Origin of the sequence: Enterococcus sp. DIV1337a (assembly GCF_051712285.1) — a bacterium.
GTDB classification, from domain to species: Bacteria; Bacillota; Bacilli; order Lactobacillales; family Enterococcaceae; genus Enterococcus; species Enterococcus faecalis.
The window spans coordinates 99,107-118,520 of sequence record NZ_JBIOOP010000001.1 but is presented as its reverse complement, the minus strand read 5'-3'; the positions used below and the strand labels follow the sequence as shown (position 1 = coordinate 118,520).

The following is a 19,414-nucleotide window of genomic DNA, read 5'->3' as shown; positions in this document are numbered from 1 at the left end:
TCGCTGTTGTTTCATTGCTTCTTCTTTTTTCCGAAAGCCGAAGCCCTAACATAAAAAATTTTTGATTAGCTAAAGAGTAACATCGCGCCAATTAAGATAATTAGGTTAATTAAGCCTAAGACAATCATTGGTTTGGCCATGAATTTGGTCCAAGTGGCATATTGAACTTTGGAAATTTCCAAACCACCCATTACGACACCAGATGTTGGCGTGATCAAATTAATCAAGCCACAACCTGAAGCAAAAATCATAACCATCACTTCTGGACTTAAACCAATGTTTTTAGCTAACGCACCCATTACAGGAATGGAAACGTACGCTAAGCCAGAAGTTGAAGGAATTAGGAAAGATAAACCTAAGTATAAAACAAAGGCACCGATGACAAATAAGACTGGGGAAAGCCCTTGTAATAAGCCTGCCGCTTTATCAAGGATAAATGAATCTAAATACGTTTTAGACATCAAAACAGATGCCCCACGAGCAACTACAATGATTAAAACAACGGATAACATATCTTTGGCACCATCGATAAATGCTTCAATGGTTTCTTTTTCAGTAAAGCGACCAATCAAGGCAGCAATGATCCCTAAAAGGAAGAACCACATCGCTAAGTCGCCAAAGTACCAGTCACCGAAACTGTTGCCTGTTAAAACAGACGTCCATCCTTTGAAAATCGTCACTCCAAAGTCGTTCCATGGAATTAAGGAAACAATCATAATGACAAAACAGAAAGCGAATACCATTAAGATTTTTTTATGACGATTCGTAAAGGGCATTTCTTTCGACGCTGCTTGTCCATACGTTTTTTCCATATCCTCTTGTTCTTGTAAAGATAAAATTGTTGAACCTTTGTCAGCCTTCACTTTTTTCGCATAACGCATCACAATGAAAATAGAATAGCTGATAGAGGCCACCCACAAAATGGCACCGACAATTAAAATAATTCCTGTATTCGGTTGAATGCCAATACCTCGTAACGCGTCCATCGCTACCCCTGTTGAGAAGGGGTTAACCGTTGAACCGATAACACCTGATCCTGCACCCAATAGCACAGTACCCACTGCGACAAACGTATCAAAACCAGCGGCGACCATGGTGGCACTTAATAAACCATAAAAAGGAATTGTTTCTTCTGCCATTCCATAAGTCGAACCACCAATAGAAAATAAAATCATTAAAATCGGAATGATTTTCAATTCGTTCCCTTTTAACTTTTTAACGACTGATTGAATGCCTGCTTCAAGAGCCCCAGTTTGTGTCACAATATTTAAAAAGCCACCGAGTACTAAAATAAAAATATTAATTTCAATGGCATCTTTAAACCCATTGAATGGAGCCATGATAATATCCGATAATTTTGCTCCTACCACGTGGTCAACCATTTTGCCGTCAATTTCTCTTGGGGTAAATGGCTGGCCATTTAGCAAGACCGTTACGATACCTAAAACAATTAAAATAATAAATAAAATACTAAAAGACGAAAGCTGTTTTTTGTTTTTCTTCTTTTTTTCTGCCATATCCTTTCATACAGGAACCTACTTTCCTGTATCTCCCTTCTCTATGATTAATTACTCAATCGATCAATAAAGAATGGCGTATCTAGAAAAGTTAAGAATTTATGACTGTAGCTAATACGGTTCATTTGGACTAATTTTTTCATAACACTGCTTGCTGTTTCCCGCGTGGTTCCACTCATCCGTGCAATGTCATTAATGGTAATTGGACAAGCAATTGCAACGCGTTCTCTGTTGTCAATTCGTTCTCCTAAATCATTTAATAACATCGCCAGTGATGTCACAATCCGTTCACATGCATCATTGGTTGTTCCTTTTTGGATTTTTATCATGCTTTCTTTTAAAAGGATCGATTGTTCTTGAATCCAATGAATCAATTGCTGGGGATTATTTTGGAGAAAACGCTCAAACAGTTTAACTGGCACAAACACAACCTCAATATCCGTATAGGCAATCGCAGAGTCGTAATGAACCTCATCTTGAAACAGTCCGATTCTCGGAAAAAGCGCCTGCTTTTTCATAAAATGCAGATAGGAAAAATTACCACTGCGATCATTTTTTTCAATTTTAATGACACCTGAAACCAATAAAATCAAATGATTTCTCGGGTCACCTGGATAAAAAAGAACTTGGCCTTTTTTATAGGAGCGAACGAAACTCTCGTTGCGCAATTCTGTTAGTTCTGATTCAGAAAAGTATTGAAAATCTTGATTATTTTTAGTGATTATTTTCTCTATCATCATCTTAATTCTCCTAAATACTATACTTTATTTTGTCACAACCGTTCCTACGATTTCATCGCCGCTCATACTTCCTAAGTTTTCCAAAGAAGTAATAATTGCTTGTTTATTAGGTTGGCTTTCTACAAACTGAATGGCGGCTTCAATTTTCGGTAACATACTGCCTGGTGCAAAATGGCCCGCTTGTTTGTATTCTTCCAACTCTGCTACAGTGACATTGGTTAATTGTTTTTCATCTGGTTTGCCATAATTAATGCACACATAATCCACGCCAGTTAAAATAACTAGTGCATCCGCATCCACTAATTCTGCTAGTTTTTCAGAAGCAAAATCTTTATCGATTACTGCTTCGACGCCTGTTAATGCTTGTCCTACGACAGGGATGCCGCCACCCCCACATGAAATAGTAATTATATCATTTTTTATTAAGGTATTAATAGTCTCAGCCTCGTGGATGTCAATTGGCTTAGGACTGGGAACGACTTTGCGCCAGCCACGTCCTGCATCTTCTTTAAAAATAGCACCTGCTTGCATTGCTTCTTTGGCTTCAGCTTCTGTTAAAAATGGACCGATCGGTTTTGTTGGATTTTTGAATGCCTCATCTTCTGGATCCACCACCACCTGTGTTAAAACAGTAGCCACTTGTTTCTTGATGCCTGCTTTGTTTAATTCTTGATTAAGTGCATTGGACAACCAGTAGCCGATACTGCCTTGTGTCATAGCAACACATGTATCTAACGGCATCGCTGGATTTTTTTCAGAATCAGCTGCTTGTTGTTGCAATAATAGATTACCGACTTGTGGACCATTGCCATGTGAAACAATCAACCGATGCCCTTGTTTAATTAAATGAACTAAATAGGCAGATGTTTGAACTAATGCTTGCTGTTGTGCATGTGCACTAGCATCATTTGAAAGGATGGCATTTCCGCCTAGTGCAACGACCATTTTTTTCCCCATTACAAATCCTTCTTTCCTATCATAATAAAGAATAGGCCGCCCTTCAAAAGAATCTCTTAAAGGGCGAAACAATTATTCTTTTTTCAATGTTTTTGCAGTTAATTCCTACACACGAGGAATGAATAAGTTGCCTAAAGTAGCTGCCATGATTGCTTTAATGGAATGCATTCTGTTTTCTGCTTCTTCAAATTGACGACCATATTTACTGCGGAAGACTTCATCCGTAATTTCCATTTCAGTAATGCCAAATTTTTCAGCAACCATTTCTCCGTATTGTGTTTTCGTATCATGAAAGGCTGGCAAACAGTGTAATACGATTAAATCGCCATCCATGTTTTCGGTTTTTTCTAACATAGCCATATTAATTTGATAAGGTTTCAACAGATTGACACGTTCTTCAAATTTATCTTCTTCACCCATGGACACCCAAACGTCTGTATATAACACGTTGGCTCCTTTAACCCCTTTAGCAACGTCGTCTGTAATCATTAATTCTGCACCAGATTCTTTCGCAAATTCTTTTGCATAATTAACAACTTCATCAGAAGGGAACAATTCTTTTGGTGCACAAATACGAACATTTACGCCTAAAATAGCACCTGTCACTAACAAGCTGTTTGCCATGTTGTTACGGCCATCGCCGACATATACTAAAGTGATTCCTTCTAAACGACCAAAGTTTTCTTTCACTGTCATAAAGTCCGCAATCATTTGTGTTGGATGCCATTGATCCGTTAAACCATTCCAAACAGGAACGCCAGAATATTTCGCTAAATCTTCCACTACTTCTTGACTGAACCCACGGAATTCAATCCCGTCAAACATACTACCTAAAACAATCGCTGTATCTTCAACAGATTCTTTTTTACCTAATTGAATATCGTTGGCGCCTAAATACTCAGGATGGGCCCCTAAATCAATCGCTGCTGTAGTAAATGCAGAGCGTGTCCGTGTCGAAGTTTTTTCAAATAAAAGAGCGATATTTTTTCCTTCTAAATAGTGATGTGGAATCCCTTTTTTCTTCAATTCTTTTAAGTGAATACTGAAGTCGACCAAATACTCTAATTCTGCTCTTGTAAAATCTTTTTCTGCTAATAAACTACGTCCTTGAAATACTGAATTCATGATGATTCCTCCTATTTTTGGGTGTTTTTTTAAAGATCTTCACGATAAAGTGGCATGCTCATACAACGAGGGCCACCTCGGCCACGTACTAGTTCACTTCCTGGAATGTAATTCAATTTCACGCCTGCTTCTTCTAGCGCTTTATTCGTAATCGTATTCCGATCGTAAACAACAACTTCTCCAGGGGCAATTGCTAATGTATTTGAGCCGTCGTTCCATTGTTCACGGGCTGCTGCTGTTAAATTTCCAGCGCCGCAACGGATTAATTGGACATTGTCTAAATGCAAGTATTTGCATAAAATGTTATCTAATGTATCTTTTTCTTTTGTAATTTGGATGTCTCCATCTGCTTTTTCAGTGATCGAGTAAACAACCAAGCCACCTTCGATTTCTGGATGAATCGTAAATTTATCATAGTCAATCATGGTAAAAACAGTATCTAAATGCATGAATTTACGATGTTCACCGATGTCAAAAGCCAAGATATTTTTGAATCCTAATTTTTGTTCAAAAATATTTCTCGCAATTTTTTCAATTGACGCGGCATCGGTTCTTTGAGAAATCCCAATGGCCACCACTTCTTTTGAAAGAATTAATTCATCGCCACCTTCAATTCTGGTTGATTCTGAACGATCATAGACTCTAGGAACATCTTTTCCAGCAAAACGAGGATGATAATCAAAAATGTATTGCCCAAAAATGGTTTCCCGTTGTCGAGTCACTGAATACATATGATTTAAAGAAATCCCATGGCCCATTGTCGCAAAGTTATCACGCGTGAAGTATAAGTTAGGCATTGGATCAATAATGAATGGATAATCCGCTTCAACCATATCTGTTAAAAATTCTTGCTCATATTTAGGCAATTCTTGTTTTTGAATGCCTGCAATCGCTTTTTGAATAAGTTCTTCGTTGTCGTCAATTTCTAACATCAACTCCCTAACTTTTTCTTTTGCTGATTCGCTGCGGATATTGGCTTCTTCTAAGAATTGGTCAATAAATTGTCGGCGGACCTCTTCATTAATCAACGCTTCAGCAGCTAAGTCCTCTAAATAGACCACTTCGATATCTTTTGATCGTAACAAATCTGCAAATGCATCATGTTCTGCTTGTGCTTTTTCTAAAAACGGAATATCATCAAATAACAGTCTCTCCAGATAATCTGGCATTAAATTTTCTAATTCCTTACCTGGGCGATGTAACATCACTGTTTTCAATTTCCCGATTTCAGAAAATACATTAATTGGATGACTCATGTGAAATAACCTCCTCAACTTAATTACAAACACAGAATAACAGACCTGATTAACCTGAGACGTGAGCCATTTACCAAACAAAATACCAAATATACAACGGTATTCTTTCTTATGCATATTTCCAGCCTAAAAGAATGCGCTTTCATAGATATTCTAAAAAAATAATGCATAATTAAATAAAAAAAAATGCATTTATTCAAAAAAAATTATTTCTCCACACACTTCATAAAGTTATAATCTTATAGAGGTAAAAGGAAGTGAGCCAGAAGTCAAAACGACTTCTGGCTCACTTCCTTTTATACGTTACTTTTTGACAAAGGTGTTGGCTGAATAAATTGTTGAAAATACTGCTCTAGTTCTTGTGCTTTTTCTTCGGATGATGAAACAATAATAACAGTGTCGAAGCCAGCGACAGAACATTTCTTTTCACACAAAGACACTTCATCAAGTACAGCTGAAAACAATGTTGCGTTGTCTGGTAATGTATGAACCACTAGTAAAAAGGCGACACGTTCAACTTTGGTCACTACCTCACGAATTGCTTGTATCAACTGTTCTTTTTTTCGTTCTTCTAAAGAAGTGAATTGTTCAAAAATCGTTAACCGCATCTCGCCAGACTCATCTAATGCTTTGACGACTTTTAATTCCCATAAATCCCGTGAAATCGTTGCTTGTGCGACATTTATCTCGCGCTTTTTTAATTCTCTTAACAACTCATTTTGACTATGAATTACAGTTGTTTGAATGATTTCTTTAATCAAACTTTGGCGTGTTTGCTTATTCACAAATAACACCCTTCCTCCAGACATTTACAAAGCAATACTAGCAGAATCTCTCTAATTAGAATAGAAAAAGGGTCGTTTAGCCAAAAGGTTCTCATTGATTTTGCCGGATATTTCTCATTTAAAAAAGTGAGACTTGCACAATTTAGTAAAACGTTGTACAGTGATTTTAGGGAATTACTGGCACCGTTTTAAATAACAGCAATGATGTTTTTTTGCATGATTAACTGAACTGGAGGAAAGTAATGAACCGATTAAAACGCCAAACGATGATTAAGCGATTGGTCACAGAAAATGAAATCCATACACAAAGTGAATTACTAGCATTATTGGAGAAAGAAAATATTCACACCACACAAGCAACTATTTCTCGTGACATTCGTGAGCTGAATTTAAACAAAGTAGACAATGGTCAAGGAGAAGCCTATTATCGTATCTTGAATAATTCTGCCCTTCGTCCAAAATATAAAACAGATGAAGAACGTCTTGTTGACATTATTATTGAAACTGGTGTTTCTTTAACACAAATAGAGTTCACAAATCTTTTAACCGTCTTACCTGGCAACGGGCAAGCCATTGGGGTTTTAATTGATCGCATACGTATCCACAACCCTCATATCTTGGGCTGCATCGCTGGGGATGATACCATCTTAATTCTTTCAAAAAATAAAGAAGATGCCCTTGAAGTTAACAACTATTTCCAGCAGTATTTGTACCACCCATAATTTGTCACTTAGTGAAATCGACTATTTTTTGACATCATTGCTATTTTTATTAAAGATAAAAATCTCCAGAGGATACTTTCCTCTGGAGATACTATTATTTCATTGAATTTCTTACTACTAATTATTAGATAACTATTTACATAAAATTAAACAGTTCAATTCAATATAATTTTCTCATCCACAAAATCTAAAGATTTTTCGTCATGAGCTATATATATCCTTAAACTCTTTGGTAATGTATCTCTGATATATTCTAATATTTTCCTTTTACTGCTCTGATCCAAGTTACTCATGGCCTCATCTAAAATAAGTATTTTTGGCTTCCTTAACAACGCTCTAGCCAAATTTATTTTTTGTTTTTGTCCACTTGATAAATTAATTCCACCCTCTGCTATTACTGTATCTAATCCTAAAGGAAAGGAATTTATTACTTCTTCCAATCCTATATTTTTTAAAATATCATAAATATATTCATCATCAAATGAATCAGCTTCTAAGAACAGATTTTCTTTTACTGTTCCAGCCATTATAAACGGTCTGCTCGTTATCTGGATAACGTCTTTTCTATAGGAACTTATATTATTGAAAATATCGTTGTTACCAAGATATATATGTCCTTGGTCTGGTTTATAAAGTGATGCTAAGATATTACTTAAAGTGCTTTTGCCACTGCCATTTTTACCGTAGATACCATATGTTTTTCCAAAATAAAATTCTTCTGAAAAATCTTTCAAAACATAAGAAGTAGCTCCATAAGAAAATCGAAGTTTCTTTACAGATAATTTTTTTGAATTATTGAAGTCTATTTGTTTTGCGATAGATTCAGTTTCTTCTTTTGTCACATGAATGATATCATTTAACTTTCTAACCATAACAACTACGTTTTGTATCTCTTTTTGATATTCAATGATGTTTTTTACTGGTGAAGTAAAATAAGTTATCAGTGATATATAGGCTATTAGTAGCCCAATACTTATACCTCCATTAATTACTAATATCCCCCCTTGCCATAATACACAAAGTGTGCCTACTGATTCGATCAAAATAATGATACTAGATTGTACGTTCTGATAAATTACACTGATTTTTTCTTGAGAAGTCAGTTTTTTTGCATTTTTTAAAAATTTTCTAGTAAAAAAATTTTCTAATTGAAAAACTTTAACTGTCTCATATCCATTTAAAATCTCATTTAATGAAGTAATCGTTCTCGAGTTTATGTCTATAATTTTAGTATTAACGTTATTTAAAGGCTTAATAAACAATATAGTAATTAATAAATAACTAAAAAATATTCCTAAGGTAATACTAAAAAGTTCCTTACTTATAACAAATAAGATAGCTCCACCTGCTAATGCTATAAAAAATTCCAAAAACAGCGATAGTACTAGTCTAGTCAATATTGATTGTACTTGTGTAGCTATATTATATCTTGTCAGCACTTCTCCGCTGTTTTTACTTTTTAAGTTAACTATCTCCATATTTATAAGCTTATTCAAAAAAACTGAGAACAAGCTATCATTCATACGCTTTGACATTTTAGCTATAAACAACGTACGTACTATTCCTAAAATCCATTGAAATAGATATAACAAAATGATAGTCATAAATAAATAATTAAAATTATCAAGTATATTTAGATAGATTTTTTCAAAAAAGTTATATGTATGTATTTTCTGCACGCTTTTTTCTGTCTGTAATATAAAAGTATCTATAAATTTTTGGTAAGAGAAGCTTCCTATAAAAGAAATTAATGCCATTATGATTGAAAAAAATAAAACAATGCTCAAGGTTCCTTTTTCTTGCTTTAAGCTCTCATAATAAAAATTGTGATTTTTCATCTTAGGAACAGAATTTTTTATTTTATCTATATTAAAGTTCACTATTCTTCCTGTCCAAGTAGATTGAAAATCTTTTAATTCTTGTTTTAAAATCCCCAGAGCTGGGTCAAAAATTTTGATATGCTTGTTATTTATAGCTTCCACTACTACAAAATGAGCTAAACCTGATTTTGTAATGATATGTGCTATAAAAGGCAGATGTATTTCATTATTTTGTATACCTTCAATTAATTCAGCCCAATTACCTTCAAGCCCTTCAGGATTTAAGTTTAATTTCCTTGAGCCATCCAGTATTCCTTGAATCGTAGTCCCAGATTCACTTGTTTTTGTTAATTCTTTAGCTGTCACCAGAGATAACTTCCCACCAGAAAGGTTTATGATGGTTGCTAAACAAGCTGGTCCACAATCCTTTATTTCTGTTTGTCTTATCCTTTTAAACATATCTTCCCCCTATTTTGAAATATTTAGATATTACTTTTCGATATACAAAAATAAATTGAATTCCACAAAAAATAAGTACTCCTAAAAATAGTTTCAAATCATAGAATAAGAAAAAATTGAAAGGAGTAATTAAAAAAACTTGAGCACGAGTATCGATTAAAAAGTCATACAGATAGAAATATGAAATACTTGTTATAGATATCCCTATACCACTTCCTATCCATGTACCCGTTAATAATTTTAAACAAAACTCTTTAGTCAATTGTAGCGGACTACACCCGAGGGATGTTTTTATTTGTAATTCTTGTTGTGACAACAAGAATTCTCTCTTTAATTGCATAACTATGTAAAAAATAAAAAATAAAAATAATGCAATTATTAATATTAACAAACTCACTTCCAGCATTGCTAACAAGAAAGTTAATTCCTCTGAAGTATCATTATTAAACAAATGGAAAATTGGAGAGATGTTTTGAGCATCCTTTTCTTGGCTCTTTTTAAATAAATAGACATAAAAATATAATCGGACAAACACAGTAATCCATAAGTTAATAAACATTGAAAAATAGAAATATTTACTGATTGATTTTATTTTTAATAAGTAATTAGACCTATTTATAGTCAATTCTCCACCTCTATAACTTCATTCAATTTTTTTTCTGTTATTTCGTAAATCTTCTTCTTTATTGATGGAATCTGATCATAGTCATGTGTAACCACGATTAGAGGGATATTATACTTATTACTTACACGGTATAAAATATTCATTATTTTTTTTGATGTATCTGGATCTAAATTTCCTGTAGGTTCATCTGCCAAAATAAGTTCAGGATTTTTTATAATTGCCCTAGCAATAGCAACCCGTTGTTTCTCTCCTCCTGAAAGAAGAGAGATTCTCGTGTATAGTAACTCTGTAATTTTTAACTCCACAGCTAGTTTCTCAACCTGTTTTTTGATAATCTGACTAGGAATTTTTTTGATTTTTAAGGGATAAGCAATATTTTCATACGCACTTAACCATTCAATTAGTTGAAAATCTTGGTGAACATAACCTATGCTCCGCCTATACGATATTAATTTTTTCCTCGTATCTAAACAGACTTTTTTTTCATCTAGAACAAATTCTCCCGTAAAATAAGGATGTTCACCTGCGAGTATATTTAAAAGTGTTGATTTCCCTACGCCGCTTTTTCCTATAATAAAAGAGACTTCTTTGCTAGAGAATTCAACAAAATCAATTTGATAAAGGAAAAAATTTTTTTGAGTCAGTACTTTTACATCTATCAACTTAATATTCATTATCTAACCTGCAATTCATTCTAAAAATACGCTATAATGTTTTTTGATTTGTTCTTTGTATGTGGAAGTAAATTCAAATATTACTTCTTCATCAGATACTAACAGAAATTCAACAACTACTGTGCTCGTTTTTAAAAATTTATCTCCCTCAATTTTAGTGGATAAATTTTTCAAATTAACTTCACCTTGTAAAGCCTTAACTGAAAATATATCTTTTATCTGTGTATTCTGAGGAACTCCATCATTCAATAAATTAAGCGTTAATTTTATACTATTGTTAACTTCCTTTTTTAATTTACTTACTTCAACTAACTGAACATAATAATAGGGAAAGGCTATTTGTTCTGCTTCTGAATACGTTTCAACCACATCGATAGCCGAGTCATCATCTTGCTTATGCACTAGAGACTCAGGTGCAGCACATCCTGTAATAACTAACAAAGCTAAGATATTGTATAATACCTTCATATTTTTCATTCGTACAATCCTCATATTATCTGTGCAACTTCAAAAGAATACAATTTTTGTTGACTAAACTGTATTCTTTTGAAAAGACAACATTTTATCTCCAATAAGAAACAAAAATATGGTTATATACTTGCACATGTCTTAAATAACCTGCTTTACTTCCACCACCTGCATTACACAACCAACAATGCCAATGAAAACCAGCTTTAACTTCTCTTGCAACCGTTTCGTTAATCTTTTTCATTTTATCACTCCTTTCTGAATTATAAAACAAATATATTATAATTAGAAAACAATGTCAATTGTTTTAATATTAAAAAACATTGCTTGTCCAAAAGCTTGTATATAAAGTTATTTTTTGGTCAACCTTTGCATTTAGTTATTAAAGAATAAAAGCTGTAATGTAATTTTATTCTAATAAAATAATGATTTTTTCTTTTGAACACCGTCTTTTTTTGTATAATAATCAAAAAGCAAAGAAAGGTTTTCTTATGACTGAACAATTCATACTTACTTCAAACGATCAACAAACTCAGCTCAATGTACGTCATTGGCCCTGTCCTTCACCCAAAGCCGTGGTTCAATTGATTCACGGCATGGCAGAGCATATCCAACGTTATGATGAATTTGCTCGTTTTTTAAATCAATTAGGGTTTGCTGTCGTTGGTCATGATCATCTAGGTCATGGCGAATCTGTACAACCAAGCGCACCGATCTATGGTTTTTTTGGAGAACAAGGGCCTGAAAATGTCGTTACAGATATTCATCAAGTGAAACAATGGGCTGTGAATCGCTATCCACAATTGCCCTATTTTATGATGGGTCACAGCATGGGGTCTTTCGCCTTGCGCAACTATCTGCAAGACTATCCTGTGACTATGCAAGGAGTCATTTTCATGGGCACTGGAACAAGTCCGTTACCTTTAACCGCCGCATTGCCTTTTATTAAAAAAATGGCCGAGAAACAGCCGAAAAAACCAGCTCCGTTCATTGATAAGCTGGCATTTGGTTCTTTTAGCAAAAAATTTCCTGAAGCAAGTTCCTTTAATTGGCTTTCTAAAAATCAAGCCAATGTGGTTGACTATGAAAATGACCCATTAATGGGCTTTGTATTTACCAATAATGGTTTTGCTACCCTTTTTTCACTTGTTAAACGAGCCAATCAAAGGAATTGGTACCAAGCTATCCCAAAAGAATTACCTATTTTGATCATTAGTGGCGCTGAAGACCCAGTTGGTGATTTCAGCAAGGGGCCAGCGAAAATTCAAAAACAATTAAAGCATGCAGGTTTTCAGCACGTGACGTTACGACTATTTCCCACATTGCGTCACGAAATTTTATTAGAAACGGAAAAAGCAACGGTTTTTCAAGAAATTGGGCATTGGTTAACGGATTTAACAAACTAAAAAGAAGGTTGATGCTGTGACATCAACCTTCTTTTTTAATCTATTTTCGTTAAACCGCCCATATAAGGACGTAGAACTTCTGGAATCGTTACCGTGCCATCTTCATTTTGATAATTTTCCAAAATGGCAGCCACTGTTCGACCAACAGCAAGTCCTGACCCATTAAGTGTATGGGCATATTGAACCTGCCCCGTTTTATCACGATAACGAATCAACGCCCGACGCGCTTGAAAGTCTTCACAATTTGAACAAGAACTAATTTCTCGATACGTTTTCTGTGCCGGAATCCAAACTTCTAAATCATAGGTTTTCGCTGCCGAGAAGCCCATGTCACCTGTCGAAAGAGTAATCACTCGATAAGGGAGGCCCAATCTTTCTAAAATGTCTCCAGCATTGTTGGTCATTTTTTCTAATTCTTCATATGAGTGTTCTGCATCACTAAATTTAACCATTTCTACTTTATGGAACTGGTGTAAACGAATCAATCCTCGGGTATCACGGCCTGCGCTGCCCGCTTCAGAACGAAAAGAAGGACTTAAAGCAGTAAAATAAATGGGTAACTCTTGCGCCTCTAAAATTTCATTATTATAGTAGTTAGTTAACGGGACTTCCGCTGTGGGGATCAGCGTCAAATCACTTTCTGCAACTTGGAAAACATCTTCTTTAAACTTAGGAAACTGGCCAGTGCCAAACATTGCTTTGCTATTGACCAAATAAGGAGGAATCACCTCGGTATAACCATGTTCATAAACATGTTGATCTAACATAAAATTATAGACCGCTCGTTCTAAACGAGCCCCTAAGCCTTTGTAATAAAGAAAACGGCTACCAGATACTTTCGCACCTCTTTCAAAATCTAAAATTCCTAAGGCTTCACCGATTTCCCAATGTGGTTTCGGTTCAAATGAAAAAGTTTTTGTCGTACTCCACCGCCGAACTTCTACGTTGGCGGCTTCGTCTGCACCAACAGGCACACTCTCATGTGGTAAGTTAGGCAGACGTTCTGCAATGGCTGTGCATTGTTCTTGCAAATGAACAACCTCTTGGTCTAAAACTTTAATTTGCTCGCTAACTTCTTGCATATTTAGCAATTGTTGTGAAGCATCTTTTTGCGCACGCTTTAATTGTGCAATTTCTCCTGACACCTGATTACGGTGTTTTTTCAGTTCTTCAACTTTAACAAGTAATGCTCTCCGTTCTTCATCTAAAGCCAAAAAGCGTAATAAAACTTCCTCGTCCACACCACGTGTTTTTAACTTTTTCTGTACCACTTCTACATTTTGGCGAATTTTTTTCATATCCAGCATCTTATTTCCCTCTTCATGATTAAATTTTAAACAATGGTGAATTTTACTTTTTCAAAAATTTCATTCTTCATTCGTTGGCCAGTCGCTGTGCCAGCTAAGCCACCTAAACCCGTTTCTCTCAATTCTCGTGGTAATTGACGACCAACTTTATTCATGGCTTCCACCACTTCATCTGCTGGTATTTTATTTACAATCCCAGCTAGAGCCATATCTGCAGCGATTAACGCATTGCCTGCACCTACTGTATTTCGTTTGACACAAGGAATTTCGACTAACCCAGCTACCGGATCACAAACTAAACCTAATAAATTCCCTAAAGCCATGGCAAAAGCTTCAGAAGATTGGCGTGGTGTCCCGCCAGCCGCTTCAACAGCGGCGGCAGCGGCCATCGCTGAAGCACTGCCTACTTCGGCTTGACACCCACCGACAGCACCAGCAATCATCGCATTGTTGGCTGTGACCATCCCAAATAAAGAACTGGTAAACAAAAAACGAATTTGTTGGTCACGCGTTAAATTCAAGGTATTTTTAATCGCTGTTAAAACCCCTGGTAAAGTGCCACTTGCACCAGCAGTTGGCGTTGCGCAAACAACGCCCATTGCTGCATTGACTTCATTAGTACCTAGTGCGGCTTGAACTGCAGACATCATTAAATCACCTGATAACGTTTTGCCAGCTGCGCGGTATTTTTTTAAACGAGCCGCATCACCGCCCGTTAGCCCAGTAGGAGAAAAAACGCCTTCTCCTTCTTGCGAGCGTTTGACAGCAGCATCCATGACATCCAAATTTTGACCCATCTGCGTCCAAATTTCTTCATAGCTTTTTTGGCTACGTTCCATTTCTTGCTCAATCATCAAATCAGAGATTTTTTTTCCTGTTTTTTCAGCTTTATCGATAAATTCTTCAATCGAAAGGTACATATGTCAAACTCCTATCATAATAAGATTATTTTCGATGTGTCATCTAGTGAAAACAGTTGTTCTTTCACCGAGGAAATTGGTGCCGAATCTAAGTCAAAGATGAACAAAATTTGATCCCCTTCCACATAACGAGACACAGCATTCACTTGAATATTATTTTTTTGTAACGTATCTTTAAAAGCTTGCATCGCCTGCTCTTCTTGATTAATAACTAACAAAATAGGTAACGGACCATGTAGTTGTACATTGAAACCATCTAATTCAATGTATTTCACCTCGATAGTGCCACCACCTACAGAAATTCCTGTTAAATGGATTTCATGCGTTGCATCACTGAGTGTCACACATGCTGTATTAGCGTGATTCACTGGACTTTCTTCACTCATTTCTAAAAATTGAATCTCGATTCCTTGTTCTTCCGCAAGTTCAATAGATTGTGTTACGTTGGCATCATCTGCTGCTAGCCCAAGAATTCCGCCAATAATTGCAAAATCAGTCCCATGTCCTTTATGCGTGTCTGCAAAAGATTCATAGTATTTAATCACAATTTTTTCTGGCGTTCCACCGAATAATTTTCGCGCCGCTAAGCCAATCGCCAATGCTCCAGCTGTATGCGAACTAGAAGGACCAATCATAATAGGACCGATAATGTCAAAACAACTTTTATAGTTCATTACTTTGTTTACTTTTTTAGGTTTATTGACGGCCATAGCTGTGTTCATACGTAACTCCTCCTTTGGTTTTTACTGCTTCTTTTTCTTTCTCACTGGTTACTTCCGTCGTTCCTTCAAATTCTGGTGTATTATCCACCGCTTCAATTCTGTAACGTTTAAAGACCAAAGCACCTAAAAATCCAAACATCAGACTAACCACTGTGATAATCGCTACTGCTAGTAAAGTCGTTTGAATGGCATTGTTACCTAATGTCACAAGTAAACCAGCCCACGGTGTTGCCATTCCTGTCACAGGTACTTTTAAGCCAAAGAAGGTTACCACGATACCACTAACCATCCCTGAAAATAAATTGGTTGCGTAAATAGGAATTGGATTGGAGCTGATGATATCGACTTGTGTTAATGGCTCGATTGCCACAGCTAACGGGGTTGAAGCTGTGCCTAGTTTTAACTTTTTAAATAGCGCCGCATTGACAATGGAACTACCGTAACAGGTCAACGCACCGACAGCCATTGGTACACCAGTCAAACCAATCAAGGCAGTTAAAACCATTGAACTTAACGGTGTCATACCAACAATCGGGATAATAGCGCCTAAAATTGCGCCCATCACATATGGATTGCCATCCACTGCACTTAAAATCGTTCCCCCAATAACTTCTAGGACGCCTAATACAACGGGTTGAATAAAACCAGCAACTAACGAGGCAGCGACTGGAATGACTAAAATAACGACTAATAAGTCAATCCCTTCTGGAATACGTTTTTGCATCTGCTCAACAACAAAAGATAAAAGATACGCGGTAATAAAGGCTGGTAACAAGCTGACTTTAATCAATGACAGACCTAAAATAATTGAAAAAACTGGACTAATCCCAAAAGCGAGCGGCACAAGAGCTCCAGCCGCTAAACCACCTAGACTACCCATCGTTTCACCAATTTGCGACACATAATCTAAATGAAAAACGCCGCCTACTGCATACCGCAAAAACGCCTCTGGTAGAAAGGTGGCGCAAGCTGCACCAGACAAAGCACTTAAAGATTTTTTCCCTCGCGGTGCTTTAAAAGAGAATAGGGACATGCCACATAAAACTAAGACTAACATCAAGATTCCTGATAACGTTTTCATTTCTTTGCCTCCAAATATATTTTTTATAACGGATGGTACTCCTGAATAAAATTTTTATTACTCAACAAGTGAAAGAATGAACGAGCATCCCGATGAACTAAAGTACAATGAGTAATAAAAATTTCATTCCACATTCTGAGTATAAGACTAAACAAAAGTTTAGTCAATGTATTTTTTTAACATAAAGAATCTTATTGCTTTTCCATTAAAAAAGTATTACACTAAAATTAATTTCAGTGTAGGGGAGGATATCACTTGGAGTCATATTTACGTTTAAGTGAAGTAGATAAACAAATCTTACATTCACATGCCTTAATGCTTGATGGATTAGGGAACTTCTTTGGTAGTACCCATGAAGTCATTCTTCATAGTTTAGAAAATTTGGAAAGTTCAGCTATCAAAGTCATCAATGGCCATTTCAGTAACCGTAAGGAAGGTGCCCCCATTACTGATATGGCGTTAAAAATGTTAAGTCAAGTAGAGTCGGAACATGATTACGCTGTGAAACCCTACTACAATAAAAATCAAAAAGGGGTTATTTTAAAATCTTCCACCATTCCAGTTATCGGTGAAAATGATCGTATCATTGGATTAATCTGTATCAATATGCATCTAGAAATGCCATTAATTGATTACTTGCAAGACTTATTACCTTCGGGACAACAAAATGATATGTCCCAAGAGCTTAAAAATTCTGAACATTTTTCTGACAATATTGACGAATTAATCACTACTTCACTGACAAAAGTGAAACAAGCAGTAGAAAGCGATCCAAACGTATCACATTTGAATCAAAACAAAGAAATTGTTATTCGTTTATATGATCAAGGAATTTTTAATCTCAAAGATTCTGTCATAAAGATTGCCGATCGATTAGGTATTTCAAAAAATACCATCTATTTACATATCCGCAATCATAAAAAAGAAGAAGCCTAAACCATAAAAGCCACCAACACTAGTTAGCGTTGGTGGCTTTTATCACTTCTCTTCTATTTAATTTGGTAAATCAAACAAGTAAGGTGTCCCTATTTCTCCATTTAATGTAACATCTAAGCGATTTTTCGTGCCAGGAACTAAATTACTGGCTGTGAAATTCCCTTGGGCATCCGCAGTAAAACTTGCTAAAATCACCCGCGCATCATCTGCACGCGACACTAAAATAGTTGCATTAGGTGCTGTTTTACCAGAAATTGTCCCTTGTTTCGGATCAATCGTAATATTGCTAAAAGAAAGCTCTGCTTCTTGTCCTGAACTTGGAATATCAATTTGGACAGGTGCGCTATTTCGTTGATCAACGGTTGCGATTAATTGAGTAGTCGCTCCCGCTCTGGGACTAACTACTGTAAAGTTGCCATTGGCATCCGCATAAAAAACACCTGCTTGTGCAGAAGCATCACCAACTACCGTTGCTGTAATTATGGCATTAGGCAACGTGGTACCATTAATTTCATTTCTTTCAGGATTATAAACAACATTGGTAATTGTAATATTTGTATCAGGTGTTTGGTTTTGAGGGATTTCATTCGTTTCATCGGTTCCTACAGAGGGCTTCGTGCCATTCCCCGACGGATTTTCCCCTGCCACATCAGAATTTTGACTCGTGACAGACGAACGACTACTTTTCATTTCTTGTTGGCTAGATGATTTCTTCGTGGCGTTCTTTGTTTCTTGTTTTGGCTTAGAATCATTTGTGCTGGCTGTTTTTTTGTTTCCACAACCTGCTAAACTTAAAGACAACACACTGAACGTTAACATACTGAACAAAACAATTTTTTTCATTTTTGTTACCTCCAGAAATCTTTTTGTAATATTAACGTAACATAATTTTAAAAAACTGGCAATAATTTTTTAGTCATTTTTGATAATTTTTCACAAAAAGTAAAAACCTTCACAAAGGCGTTTAGCCATAGTGAAGGTTCTTATCTACTAAATGGATTTAATGTTTGCGATAGCTTAAATAGTAGAAGCCAGAAACAAAAATGGCGCCACCAATGATATTACCTAAATAAACAAAAATAAAATTACGGAAAAAAGCCCCCCACTGAACGCCGCCTTCAAAAATTGCGGCTGGAATGATAAATGCATTCGCCACACTATGCTGAAAACCGATCGCGACGAAAATCATTACTGGAAACCAAATGCCTAATACTTTCCCCGCTGCATCTTTCGCACCATAACAAAGCCATAAGGCCAGTCCTACAAACCAGTTACAGCCAATACCTGAAATAATTGCCTGAAGCCATGTTGCTGCAACTTTATGTTCTGCTAGAGAAAGAACCTGATTTAAATAGACTCCGCTAGTGGTTAAACCTAAATAATGGCCAAAAAAATAGGCAACAAATAGGGCACCAACTATATTTGCCAATGTAATTGTGACCCAGTTCACGAGCAATTCTCTGAAAGAGACCTTTTTAGCAAACCAAGCCGTACTCACCGCCATCATATTCCCTGTGATTAACTCACCACCAGCCATTAAAATAACAATTAGACCAATTGGGAAAACCGCAGCCCCCACTAAAGCTTGAACACTGGCTAAATCTGCTGGAATAGAGGCGGAAACACGCACATAAGCCAAATAGCCGAGAGAAATCATGGCACCGCCGATAAATCCTAAAATGAGTTTTGCTACCAAAGGCTTTTGAATTTTTCTCTGACCGTTTTCAATACTAATACTTAAAATTTCATCTGGTGTATACAAACATTTCACTTCCTTTGTTTTTTGTCCTCCTTTACTTTACCCTTATATCACAGAAATTCAAGTACTTTTGTGTAATTTTTCACTAAAAAACTGTTGTTCTTTTAATTTTATATAAAAACATCCTGAAACAAG

Annotated in this window: 20 protein-coding genes; 3 read left to right on the top strand and 17 right to left on the bottom strand. The window is 35.9% G+C overall.

The window, feature by feature from the left end:
- Positions 1-65: 65 nt before the first annotated feature.
- The 6 genes from IGL49_RS00515 to IGL49_RS00490 form a co-directional block, all read right to left on the bottom strand.
- Complete coding sequence (locus IGL49_RS00515; protein ID WP_104854650.1) at positions 66-1,517, bottom strand: YfcC family protein; 1,452 nt, start codon at positions 1,515-1,517, stop codon at positions 66-68.
- Positions 1,518-1,564: 47 nt separating this feature from the next.
- Entirely contained in the window at positions 1,565-2,257 is a 693-nt protein-coding gene (locus IGL49_RS00510) for a Crp/Fnr family transcriptional regulator (RefSeq protein WP_104854651.1), read from the bottom strand.
- A gap of 24 nt (positions 2,258-2,281) precedes the next feature.
- A complete protein-coding gene (gene arcC / locus IGL49_RS00505) occupies positions 2,282-3,214 on the bottom strand; it encodes a carbamate kinase (RefSeq protein ID WP_104854652.1) in 933 nt (310 codons plus the stop codon).
- 105 nt (positions 3,215-3,319) lie between these two features.
- Positions 3,320-4,342 carry an ornithine carbamoyltransferase gene (gene argF, locus IGL49_RS00500; RefSeq protein WP_160747730.1) on the bottom strand — a complete coding sequence of 341 codons (1,023 nt, stop codon included), beginning with the start codon at positions 4,340-4,342 and terminating at the stop codon, positions 3,320-3,322.
- Positions 4,343-4,368: 26 nt separating this feature from the next.
- Complete coding sequence (gene arcA / locus IGL49_RS00495; protein WP_104854653.1) at positions 4,369-5,595, bottom strand: arginine deiminase; 1,227 nt, start codon at positions 5,593-5,595, stop codon at positions 4,369-4,371.
- Positions 5,596-5,891: 296 nt separating this feature from the next.
- Positions 5,892-6,404: an arginine repressor gene (locus IGL49_RS00490; protein ID WP_164982943.1), complete on the bottom strand. Its 513-nt coding sequence runs from the start codon at positions 6,402-6,404 to the stop codon at positions 5,892-5,894.
- Positions 6,405-6,622: 218 nt separating this feature from the next.
- Here IGL49_RS00490 and IGL49_RS00485 point away from each other — a divergent pair, with 218 nt between their 5' ends.
- On the top strand, positions 6,623-7,102 hold the full coding sequence (locus IGL49_RS00485) for an arginine repressor (protein WP_002356125.1): 480 nt from the start codon (positions 6,623-6,625) through the stop codon (positions 7,100-7,102).
- Positions 7,103-7,257: 155 nt separating this feature from the next.
- On the opposite strand, the gene IGL49_RS00480 is transcribed toward IGL49_RS00485, so the two are convergent.
- From IGL49_RS00480 to IGL49_RS00460, 5 genes are all read right to left on the bottom strand, one after another.
- Entirely contained in the window at positions 7,258-9,381 is a 2,124-nt protein-coding gene (locus IGL49_RS00480) for a peptidase domain-containing ABC transporter (protein ID WP_104854654.1), read from the bottom strand.
- Positions 9,374-10,006, bottom strand: a complete 633-nt coding sequence (locus IGL49_RS00475) for a hypothetical protein (RefSeq protein WP_241690088.1) — start codon at positions 10,004-10,006, stop codon at positions 9,374-9,376. The genes IGL49_RS00480 and IGL49_RS00475 overlap by 8 nt, the downstream gene beginning before the upstream one ends.
- Entirely contained in the window at positions 10,003-10,680 is a 678-nt protein-coding gene (locus tag IGL49_RS00470) for an ABC transporter ATP-binding protein (protein WP_104854655.1), read from the bottom strand. Before IGL49_RS00470 ends, IGL49_RS00475 begins: the two co-directional genes overlap by 4 nt.
- Before the next feature lie 15 nt (positions 10,681-10,695).
- Positions 10,696-11,157 carry a hypothetical protein gene (locus tag IGL49_RS00465; protein ID WP_240185154.1) on the bottom strand — a complete coding sequence of 154 codons (462 nt, stop codon included), beginning with the start codon at positions 11,155-11,157 and terminating at the stop codon, positions 10,696-10,698.
- A gap of 85 nt (positions 11,158-11,242) precedes the next feature.
- Entirely contained in the window at positions 11,243-11,392 is a 150-nt protein-coding gene (locus tag IGL49_RS00460) for a hypothetical protein (protein WP_002367605.1), read from the bottom strand.
- Between the two features lie 211 nt (positions 11,393-11,603).
- On the opposite strand from IGL49_RS00460, the gene IGL49_RS00455 reads away from it, so the two are divergent.
- On the top strand, positions 11,604-12,554 hold the full coding sequence (locus IGL49_RS00455) for an alpha/beta hydrolase (protein WP_162782661.1): 951 nt from the start codon (positions 11,604-11,606) through the stop codon (positions 12,552-12,554).
- Between the two features lie 35 nt (positions 12,555-12,589).
- Here IGL49_RS00455 and serS read toward each other — a convergent pair whose 3' ends face one another.
- Genes serS through IGL49_RS00435 form a run of 4 tightly spaced genes read right to left on the bottom strand, consistent with a single transcriptional unit; the run spans position 12,590 to position 16,584 of the window.
- Entirely contained in the window at positions 12,590-13,861 is a 1,272-nt protein-coding gene (serS, locus tag IGL49_RS00450) for a serine--tRNA ligase (protein WP_104854657.1), read from the bottom strand.
- A gap of 26 nt (positions 13,862-13,887) precedes the next feature.
- Positions 13,888-14,781 (bottom strand): L-serine ammonia-lyase, iron-sulfur-dependent, subunit alpha, encoded by an 894-nt coding sequence (gene sdaAA, locus IGL49_RS00445; protein WP_104854658.1) that lies wholly within the window; start codon positions 14,779-14,781, stop codon positions 13,888-13,890.
- A 14-nt stretch (positions 14,782-14,795) separates the two neighbouring features.
- Complete coding sequence (sdaAB, locus tag IGL49_RS00440) at positions 14,796-15,491, bottom strand: L-serine ammonia-lyase, iron-sulfur-dependent subunit beta (protein ID WP_162782675.1); 696 nt, start codon at positions 15,489-15,491, stop codon at positions 14,796-14,798.
- Positions 15,478-16,584 carry a PTS sugar transporter subunit IIC gene (locus IGL49_RS00435; RefSeq protein WP_104858670.1) on the bottom strand — a complete coding sequence of 369 codons (1,107 nt, stop codon included), beginning with the start codon at positions 16,582-16,584 and terminating at the stop codon, positions 15,478-15,480. The genes sdaAB and IGL49_RS00435 overlap by 14 nt, the downstream gene beginning before the upstream one ends.
- Before the next feature lie 315 nt (positions 16,585-16,899).
- Here IGL49_RS00435 and IGL49_RS00430 point away from each other — a divergent pair, with 315 nt between their 5' ends.
- Entirely contained in the window at positions 16,900-17,520 is a 621-nt protein-coding gene (locus IGL49_RS00430) for a helix-turn-helix transcriptional regulator (protein WP_002383467.1), read from the top strand.
- Positions 17,521-17,577: 57 nt separating this feature from the next.
- Here IGL49_RS00430 and IGL49_RS00425 read toward each other — a convergent pair whose 3' ends face one another.
- Both IGL49_RS00425 and IGL49_RS00420 read right to left on the bottom strand, forming a co-directional pair.
- Positions 17,578-18,363, bottom strand: coding sequence for a hypothetical protein (locus IGL49_RS00425; RefSeq protein ID WP_104854660.1), 786 nt, complete (start codon positions 18,361-18,363; stop codon positions 17,578-17,580).
- Between the two features lie 157 nt (positions 18,364-18,520).
- Positions 18,521-19,282 carry a formate/nitrite transporter family protein gene (locus IGL49_RS00420; protein WP_162782662.1) on the bottom strand — a complete coding sequence of 254 codons (762 nt, stop codon included), beginning with the start codon at positions 19,280-19,282 and terminating at the stop codon, positions 18,521-18,523.
- Between the last annotated feature and the right edge of the window lie 132 nt (positions 19,283-19,414).

Bases quoted from the DNA above. Each gene is read 5' to 3' on its own strand.
- IGL49_RS00515 (WP_104854650.1), bottom strand. From the start codon at position 1,517: ATGGCAGAAAAAAAGAAGAAAAACAAAAAACAGCTTTCGTCTTTTAGT.
- IGL49_RS00510 (WP_104854651.1), bottom strand. From the start codon at position 2,257: ATGATGATAGAGAAAATAATCACTAAAAATAATCAAGATTTTCAATAC.
- arcC (WP_104854652.1), bottom strand. From the start codon at position 3,214: ATGGGGAAAAAAATGGTCGTTGCACTAGGCGGAAATGCCATCCTTTCA.
- arcA (WP_104854653.1), bottom strand. From the start codon at position 5,595: ATGAGTCATCCAATTAATGTATTTTCTGAAATCGGGAAATTGAAAACA.
- IGL49_RS00490 (WP_164982943.1), bottom strand. From the start codon at position 6,404: ATGTCTGGAGGAAGGGTGTTATTTGTGAATAAGCAAACACGCCAAAGT.
- IGL49_RS00485 (WP_002356125.1), top strand. From the start codon at position 6,623: ATGAACCGATTAAAACGCCAAACGATGATTAAGCGATTGGTCACAGAA.
- IGL49_RS00480 (WP_104854654.1), bottom strand. From the start codon at position 9,381: ATGTTTAAAAGGATAAGACAAACAGAAATAAAGGATTGTGGACCAGCT.
- IGL49_RS00470 (WP_104854655.1), bottom strand. From the start codon at position 10,680: ATGAATATTAAGTTGATAGATGTAAAAGTACTGACTCAAAAAAATTTT.
- IGL49_RS00465 (WP_240185154.1), bottom strand. From the start codon at position 11,157: ATGAAAAATATGAAGGTATTATACAATATCTTAGCTTTGTTAGTTATT.
- IGL49_RS00460 (WP_002367605.1), bottom strand. From the start codon at position 11,392: ATGAAAAAGATTAACGAAACGGTTGCAAGAGAAGTTAAAGCTGGTTTT.
- serS (WP_104854657.1), bottom strand. From the start codon at position 13,861: ATGCTGGATATGAAAAAAATTCGCCAAAATGTAGAAGTGGTACAGAAA.
- sdaAA (WP_104854658.1), bottom strand. From the start codon at position 14,781: ATGTACCTTTCGATTGAAGAATTTATCGATAAAGCTGAAAAAACAGGA.
- sdaAB (WP_162782675.1), bottom strand. From the start codon at position 15,491: ATGGCCGTCAATAAACCTAAAAAAGTAAACAAAGTAATGAACTATAAA.
- IGL49_RS00435 (WP_104858670.1), bottom strand. From the start codon at position 16,584: ATGAAAACGTTATCAGGAATCTTGATGTTAGTCTTAGTTTTATGTGGC.
- IGL49_RS00430 (WP_002383467.1), top strand. From the start codon at position 16,900: ATGCTTGATGGATTAGGGAACTTCTTTGGTAGTACCCATGAAGTCATT.
- IGL49_RS00425 (WP_104854660.1), bottom strand. From the start codon at position 18,363: ATGAAAAAAATTGTTTTGTTCAGTATGTTAACGTTCAGTGTGTTGTCT.